Raw genomic sequence first — 7,720 nt, 5'->3', positions numbered from 1 at the left:
TCTTCAGCAGGTGGGCGACGCCATCGCGCTCTTCGAGCAGCTCGGCCAGCGTGCCGTCCATCTTCTCGCGCGAGAACGCGTCGATTTCCAGGCCTTCGATACGCTTGTACTCGCCGTTTTCGCAAACGACCGGCACGCCGTAGATGATGTCTTCGGGGATGCCGTACGAGCCGTCCGACGGGATGCCCATCGTGACCCACTTGCCGTTCGTGCCGAGGACCCAGTCACGCACGTGGTCGATCGCCGCGTTGGCTGCCGACGCTGCCGACGACAGGCCGCGCGCTTCGATGATCGCCGCGCCGCGCTTGCCGACGGTCGGGATGAACGTGTCGCGGTTCCACACGTCGTCGTTGATCAGCTTCAGCAGCGATTCGCCTTCGGCGGTCGCGAAGCGGAAGTCGGGGTACATCGTCGGCGAGTGGTTGCCCCACACGGCGAGCTTCTCGATCGATGCGACCGGCTTGCCCGACTTCGCTGCGAGTTGCGACAGCGCGCGGTTGTGGTCGAGGCGCAGCATGGCCGTGAAGTTCTTCTTCGGCAGATCCGGTGCCGACTTCATCGCGATGTATGCGTTCGTGTTCGCCGGGTTGCCGACGACCAGCACCTTCACGTCGCGGCTCGCGACTTCGTTCAGCGCAGCGCCCTGAACCGTGAAGATTTCGGCGTTCGCCGACAGCAGGTCCTTGCGCTCCATGCCCTTCGAGCGCGGACGTGCGCCGACCAGCAGTGCGACGTCGGCATCCTTGAATGCAACCTTCGGATCATCGGTGATCACGACGCCCGACAGCAGCGGGAACGCGCAATCGTCGAGTTCCATCACGACGCCCTTGACGGCGCCTTGGGCTTGCGGGAGGTCGAGCAGTTGCAGGATGACCGGCTGGTCCTTGCCGAGCAGGTCGCCGTTCGCGATGCGGAACAGCAGGGAGTAAGCGATTTGACCTGCGGCGCCGGTGACGGCAACACGCTTTGCGGGCTTAGCCATTGAAAATCTCCAGGACGGGTGAAGCGTTGGACACTCGCGAAAACGCCATTCTATGCGCGTTGTGCGTAGCGTTGCATTGAAGCAGGGCGGAGGACTCGCGATGGCAGACGCGGTGAACCTGGAGACGGCCGTGGCACGTAGCCGGGGACGCGCTGTTGCACCCGCGAACCCTTGCTCGACCCGGAGTGTAGGAGCCGGCAGGCCCAAAGTCAAACGGTATCATATGTCTTATATAAGACAGATGTTTTGCGGAAATTGAGTGGACTTAAAAGTGCGGTTTGTGATGAAATGCGCGCCATGACATCGAACCAGGCGAATACCGCGAATCAGACCGGCGCAGGCGGCCCAGGGCAGCCGGGCGCGAGCGATCCCGCATCTTCGCCTGCGGCGCCGCCGTCGCCGACGTTCAGCCCGTTATACCAGCAGATTAAGTCATTGATCACGCAAAGTCTCGAAACCGGTGAATGGAAGCCGGGCGAGATCATCCCGAGCGAGGTGGAGCTCGCGGCCCGCTACAAGGTCAGCCAGGGCACCGTCCGCAAGGCGATTGACGAGCTGGCGGCCGAAAACCTCGTGGTCCGGCGGCAGGGCAAGGGCACTTTTGTTGCAACGCACAATGAGGATCGCGCGCAGTTCCGCTTCCTGCGCCTCCTGGCCGACGACGGTGCCGAGCATCCGCACGTGAGCCGCCTGCTCGAATGCCGGCGCCTGCGCGCGCCGGCCGAGATCGCGCGGCAGCTCGACCTGAAACCGGCCGATCCCGTCGTGCAGGTGCGCCGCCTGCTGGAATTCGAGAAAGAAGCGACGGTGCTCGACGAGATCTGGCTGCCGGGCGCGATGTTCCGCGGGCTCACGTTCGAGCGGCTGAGCGAGTACAAGGGGCCGCTCTATGCGATGTTCGAGACCGAGTTCGGCACGCGGATGATCCGCGCAACGGAAAAGATCCGCGCGGTCGCGGCGGAGCCGGCGGTAGCCGACCTGCTGCACGTGCCGGCGGGTTTTCCTTTGCTGTCGGTCGAGCGCGTGTCCTATACATACGGAGACCGGCCGGTGGAAGTGCGTCGCGGCTGGTATGTCACAACCGGGTACTACTATCAGAATGACTTGAGTTGACGGTGTATCGGCTCAAGCCGAGTGCGTTCGCGTTCCCCACGGTCGCGAAGCACGTTTCGGGCCGCCTTTTGTTCTTGTTCGCGCAACTATCCAGAGCAGACTTTCGCTGCAGCGCGATATAAAAAGGCGCTAAAATCGCGGATTAGTGTGACAACATAGTAGGGGTCTAGCATGACTGATGCAGTAAGAAAGCCGAGGCCGGAATACCGGAACATCGGATTCGGCGATATCACGATGAAATATCGCATGCCGCTGGCAGCGATATTGTCGATTCTCCATCGAGTCAGCGGCGCGCTGCTGTTCTTGTTCCTGCCGTTCCTGCTGTTCCTCTTCGACCAGAGCCTCACGTCCGAGCTCAGCTTCGAAGTCTTCAAGGCTTTCCTCTCCAACATCATCGTCAAGCTGATCGTCCTCGCACTGTCGTGGGCCTTCTTCCACCATTTCTGCGCCGGCATTCGCCACCTGCTGATGGACGTCAACCATGACGCCGTCACGAAGGAAGGCGGCAAGCGGACGGCAGTCGTCGTCTTTGTCGTCTCGATCGCCCTGACGATCGCCATGGCACTCAAACTGTTCGGAGCATTCTAAGAAAATGGCAGCCAATAACCGAATCGGCTCGAAGCGCCTCGTCGTCGGCGCGCACTACGGCCTGCGCGACTGGCTCGCGCAACGCGTCACCGCCACGATCATGGCGGTCTACACGGTCATCCTGCTCGTCCTGTTCTTCGGCGCGCACGATTTCTCGTACGAAGGCTGGGCCTCGATCTTCGCCGCGCAATGGATGAAGCTCGCGACCTTCGTGATGCTGCTTTCCCTCTTCTACCACGCATGGGTCGGCGTGCGCGACATCTGGATGGACTACGTGAAGCCCGTCGGTGTGCGCCTGCTGCTGCAATCGCTGACCATCGTCTGGCTGCTCGCATGTGCGGGCTACGCCGCGCAGATTCTCTGGAGAGTGTAAAGAATGGCTGCAATCAAATCTAACCTCCCGCGTCGCAAGTTTGACGTGGTGATCGTCGGCGCGGGCGGCTCCGGCTTGCGCGCAGCGCTGCAACTGTCGCGCGCGGGCCTGTCGGTCGGCGTGCTGTCGAAGGTGTTCCCGACCCGTTCGCACACGGTGGCCGCGCAGGGCGGTATCGGCGCGTCGCTCGGCAACATGAGCGAAGACAACTGGCACTTCCACTTCTACGACACGATCAAGGGCTCCGACTGGCTCGGCGACCAGGACGCGATCGAATTCATGTGCCGTGAAGCGCCGAACGTCGTGTACGAGCTCGAGCACTTCGGCATGCCGTTCGACCGTAACGCGGACGGCACGATCTACCAGCGCCCGTTCGGCGGCCACACCGCGAACTACGGCGAGAAGCCGGTCCAGCGCGCTTGCGCGGCCGCCGACCGTACCGGTCACGCGCTGCTGCACACGCTGTACCAGCAGAACGTCGAAGCGAAGACGCAGTTCTTCGTCGAATGGATGGCGCTCGACCTGATCCGCGACGCGGAAGGCGACGTGCTCGGCGTGACGGCCCTCGAGATGGAGACGGGTGACGTCTACATCATGGAAGGCAAGACCACGCTGTTCGCGACGGGCGGCGCAGGCCGGATCTTCGCGGCATCGACCAACGCGTTCATCAACACCGGCGACGGCCTCGGCATGGCTGCGCGTTCGGGCATCGCGCTGCAGGACATGGAGTTCTGGCAGTTCCACCCGACCGGCGTGGCCGGCGCGGGCGTGCTGATCACCGAAGGCGTGCGCGGCGAAGGCGGTATCCTGCGCAACGCGAACGGCGAGCGTTTCATGGAGCGCTACGCGCCGACGCTGAAGGATCTGGCGCCGCGTGACTTCGTGTCGCGTTCGATGGACCAGGAAATCAAGGAAGGCCGTGGCGTGGGTCCGAACAAGGATCACGTGCTGCTCGACCTGTCGCACATCGGCGCCGAGACGATCATGAAGCGTCTGCCGTCGATCCGCGAAATCGCGCTGAAGTTCGCGAACGTCGACGCGATCAAGGAACCGATCCCGGTCGTCCCGACGATCCACTACCAGATGGGCGGCATCCCGACCAACATCCACGGTCAGGTCGTCGGCACGTCGCGCGGCGGTCACAAGGATCCGGTCAACGGCTTCTACGCAGTGGGCGAATGCTCGTGCGTGTCCGTGCACGGCGCGAACCGCCTCGGCACGAACTCGCTGCTGGACCTCGTGGTGTTCGGCCGTGCGGCCGGCAACCACATCGTCGAGCACGTGAAGAACCAGAAGGAACACAAGCCGCTGCCGGCCGATGCAGGCGAATTCTCGCTGGCGCGCCTGGCGAAGCTCGACAAGTCGACCTCGGGCGAATACACGCAGGACGTCGCGAACGACATCCGCTCGACGATGCAGAAGCACGCAGGCGTGTTCCGCACGTCGAAACTGCTGAAGGAAGGCGTCGACGAGATGGCCGGCCTGAAGGCACGCGTGGAAAACATCCACCTGAAGGACAAGTCGAAGGTGTTCAACACCGCGCGCGTCGAAGCGCTCGAGCTGGAGAACCTGATCGAAGTTGCTCGCGCAACGATGGTGTCGGCGGAAGCACGTAAGGAAAGCCGTGGCGCACACGCCCACAGCGACTACGAACACCGCGACGACGACAACTGGCTGCGCCACACGCTGTGGTACAGCGAAGGCGATCGCCTCGACTACAAGCCGGTTCAAATGAAGCCGCTGACGGTCGAATCCGTGCCGCCGAAGCCGCGCACGTTCTAAGCCGAGTCAAAGGAATCCGAAATGGCAAAACGCATTTTTGAAGTCTACCGCTACGATCCGGACAAGGACGCAGCGCCGCGCATGCAGACGTACGAGCTCGAGCTCCAGCACGAGCGCATGCTGCTCGACGCACTGGTCAAGCTGAAGGCAGTGGACGAGACGCTGTCGTTCCGCCGTTCGTGCCGTGAAGGCGTGTGCGGTTCGGACGCGATGAACATCAACGGCAAGAACGGTCTCGCGTGTCTCACGAACCTGAACGACCTGCCGCAGAAGATCGTGCTGCGTCCGCTGCCGGGCCTGCCCGTCGTGCGCGACCTGATCGTCGACATGACGCACTTCTTCAACCAGTACCACTCGATCAAGCCGTACCTGATCAACGACGCGCCGCCGCCGGAGAAGGAACGCCTCCAGTCGCCGGAAGAACGCGACGAACTCGACGGCGTGTACGAGTGCATTCTGTGTGCGAGCTGCTCGACGTCGTGCCCGAGCTTCTGGTGGAACCCGGACAAGTTCGTCGGCCCAGCCGGCCTGCTGCAGGCTTACCGCTTCATCGCGGACAGCCGCGACACGGCGACCGGCGAGCGTCTCGACAACCTGGAAGACCCGTACCGTCTGTTCCGTTGCCACACGATCATGAACTGCGTCGACGTTTGCCCGAAGGGCCTGAACCCGACGAAGGCGATCGGCAAGATCAAGGAACTGATGGTCCGCCGCGCGGTTTAAGGTCGAGATGAGCGACGATTCGCACCAATCCGACCCGCACCGTCGCGCGCGCCTCCGCTGGCGCGCGCGGCGGGGTCTGCTGGAAAACGACATCATCTTCGAGCGTTTCTTCAGCAGATACGAGCATGACCTCACCGATGCAGACGTAGGCGCGTTGTCGCGCCTGCTCGATCTGAGCGACAACGACCTGATGGACTTGCTCCTCGCGCGCAAGGAACCAGAAGGCGACCTAAACAGCCCGGATATTCACCGGCTGTTGGAGATGCTGCGCAACGTGTAACGCGTTACGCCCGTTATCGAATCCCGTTTCTTTATTTCGATTGAGGATGTGCCATGACTCCGTCTGATGTTAAAGCCACGCTATCGTTCAGCGACAACTCGCCGAGCGTCGAACTGCCGATCTACAAGGGCACGATGGGCCCGGACGTAATCGACATCCGCAAGCTGTACGGCCAGACCGGCAAGTTTACGTACGACCCGGGCTTCATGTCGACGGCAGCTTGTAATTCGGCGATCACGTACATCGACGGCGACAAGGGCGAGCTGCTGTACCGCGGCTACCCGATCGACAACCTCGCGCAAAACGCGGACTTCCTCGAAAGCTGCTACCTGCTGCTGAAGGGTGAGCTGCCGAACGCAGCGCAGAAGAAGGAATTCGTCGACACCGTCACGAAGCACACGATGGTGCACGAGCAGATGCACTTCTTCTTCCGTGGCTTCCGCCGCGACGCGCACCCGATGGCGATCCTGGTCGCCGCAGTCGGCGCGCTGTCGGCGTTCTACCACGACTCGCTCGACATCAACGATCCGCGTCACCGTGAAGTGTCGGCGATCCGCATGATCGCGAAGCTGCCGACGCTCGTCGCGATGGCATACAAGTACAGCATCGGTCAGCCGTTCGTGTATCCGAAGAACTCGCTGTCGTACAGCGCGAACTTCATGCACATGATGTTCTCGAACCCGTGCGAAGAGTACAAGGTCAACGACGTGCTCGTCCGCGCACTCGACCGTATCCTGATCCTGCACGCCGATCACGAGCAGAATGCATCGACGTCGACCGTCCGCCTGGCCGGTTCGTCGGGCGCGAACCCGTTCGCGTGTATCGCTGCCGGTATCGCCTGTCTGTGGGGCCCGGCGCACGGTGGTGCGAACGAAGCCGCGCTGAACATGCTCGAGCAGATCGGTTCGCCGGACAACATCCCCGAATTCATCAAGCAGGTGAAGGACAAGAATTCGGGCGTGAAGCTGATGGGCTTCGGTCACCGCGTGTACAAGAACTACGACCCGCGTGCGAAGCTGATGCGCGAAACGTGCTACGAAGTGCTGAACGAACTGGGCCTGCACGACGACCCGCTGTTCAAGCTCGCGATGCAGCTCGAGAAGATCGCGCTGGAAGACGAATACTTCGTGTCGCGCAAGCTGTACCCGAACGTCGACTTCTACTCGGGCATCGTCCAGCGCGCGCTGGGCATCCCGACGTCGATGTTCACGTGTATCTTCGCGATGGCACGTACGGTCGGCTGGATTGCACAGTGGAACGAAATGATCGGCGATCCGGAACAGAAGATCGGCCGTCCGCGTCAGCTGTTCATCGGCGATACGCCGCGCGAAGCGAAGCCGCTCAACGCACGTTAAGTCGTGCGCGGCGCGAACGGCCGGCAGGCCGCTCGCGTCGGGCGATCGCAACGCCTCGACACCCCGACGGGTCATCCCGTCGGGGTGTTTTCATTTGTGCGGCCGAGGTTCGCTCGGGCCGGCGCGGTGGTCGAGCGACGGCGGGCGAGTGTCGAGTTCGGGTGCGTCGTCATCGGGCGCGTGGCCGTGCTGCACGAAGAACTGCCGGTATGCGCCGGGCGTCATCCCGCGCGCGGCGAGGAACTGGCGGTTGAAGTTCGCGGCATTCGGAATGCCGCAGCGCGCAGCCACGGTCGCGATCGGCCAGTCGGTGCCGACGAGATGACGGCACGCGTGCGCGAGTCGCAGCCGCTGCACGTAGCGGCCGACGCTTTCGCCGAGGTGCCGGACGAACAGGCGCTGCAGCGTGCGTTCGGACATGTGCGCAGCGGCGGCGAGCGTGTCGATGCGCAGTGGTTCGTGGAAGTGCCGGTCGATTGCGTCGAGCACGCGATCGAGGCGTTCGGCTTCGGGGGCGGCCGTGT

General features: G+C 62.9%; 9 protein-coding genes. 7 read left to right on the top strand and 2 right to left on the bottom strand.

Going from position 1 to position 7,720, the window contains the following annotated elements:
- Positions 1-982: malate dehydrogenase (locus JYJ84_RS22900; protein WP_205189496.1), on the bottom strand; the 982-nt coding region annotated here is incomplete at its 3' end.
- A 288-nt stretch (positions 983-1,270) separates the two neighbouring features.
- On the opposite strand from JYJ84_RS22900, the gene JYJ84_RS22895 reads away from it, so the two are divergent.
- The 7 genes from JYJ84_RS22895 to gltA all read left to right on the top strand — a co-directional run bounded on the left by JYJ84_RS22895 (position 1,271) and on the right by gltA (position 7,196).
- A complete protein-coding gene (locus tag JYJ84_RS22895) occupies positions 1,271-2,095 on the top strand; it encodes a GntR family transcriptional regulator (protein ID WP_175222923.1) in 825 nt (274 codons plus the stop codon).
- Between the two features lie 171 nt (positions 2,096-2,266).
- Positions 2,267-2,683: a succinate dehydrogenase, cytochrome b556 subunit gene (gene sdhC, locus JYJ84_RS22890; protein ID WP_034185792.1), complete on the top strand. Its 417-nt coding sequence runs from the start codon at positions 2,267-2,269 to the stop codon at positions 2,681-2,683.
- A gap of 4 nt (positions 2,684-2,687) precedes the next feature.
- The gene (gene sdhD / locus JYJ84_RS22885; RefSeq protein WP_006487767.1) at positions 2,688-3,056 is read left to right on the top strand and encodes a succinate dehydrogenase, hydrophobic membrane anchor protein; all 369 of its coding nucleotides are present in this window, start codon (positions 2,688-2,690) and stop codon (positions 3,054-3,056) included.
- A 3-nt stretch (positions 3,057-3,059) separates the two neighbouring features.
- Positions 3,060-4,838: a succinate dehydrogenase flavoprotein subunit gene (sdhA, locus tag JYJ84_RS22880; RefSeq protein ID WP_043177662.1), complete on the top strand. Its 1,779-nt coding sequence runs from the start codon at positions 3,060-3,062 to the stop codon at positions 4,836-4,838.
- Between the two features lie 21 nt (positions 4,839-4,859).
- The gene (locus JYJ84_RS22875) at positions 4,860-5,561 is read left to right on the top strand and encodes a succinate dehydrogenase iron-sulfur subunit (protein ID WP_060242989.1); all 702 of its coding nucleotides are present in this window, start codon (positions 4,860-4,862) and stop codon (positions 5,559-5,561) included.
- A gap of 7 nt (positions 5,562-5,568) precedes the next feature.
- On the top strand, positions 5,569-5,841 hold the full coding sequence (locus tag JYJ84_RS22870; protein ID WP_122949213.1) for a succinate dehydrogenase assembly factor 2: 273 nt from the start codon (positions 5,569-5,571) through the stop codon (positions 5,839-5,841).
- A gap of 53 nt (positions 5,842-5,894) precedes the next feature.
- A complete protein-coding gene (gltA, locus tag JYJ84_RS22865; protein WP_011355741.1) occupies positions 5,895-7,196 on the top strand; it encodes a citrate synthase in 1,302 nt (433 codons plus the stop codon).
- Positions 7,197-7,286: 90 nt separating this feature from the next.
- Here gltA and JYJ84_RS22860 read toward each other — a convergent pair.
- On the bottom strand, positions 7,287-7,720 hold a 434-nt coding region (locus JYJ84_RS22860), incomplete at its 5' end, for a helix-turn-helix domain-containing protein (RefSeq protein WP_205184928.1).

The sequence above is a fragment of the Burkholderia sp. LMG 13014 genome (genome assembly GCF_905232215.1).
Lineage (GTDB): Bacteria > Pseudomonadota > Gammaproteobacteria > Burkholderiales > Burkholderiaceae > Burkholderia.
Note: the sequence above shows the minus strand (reverse complement) of the source record. Positions and strands in the feature narration are given on the sequence as shown.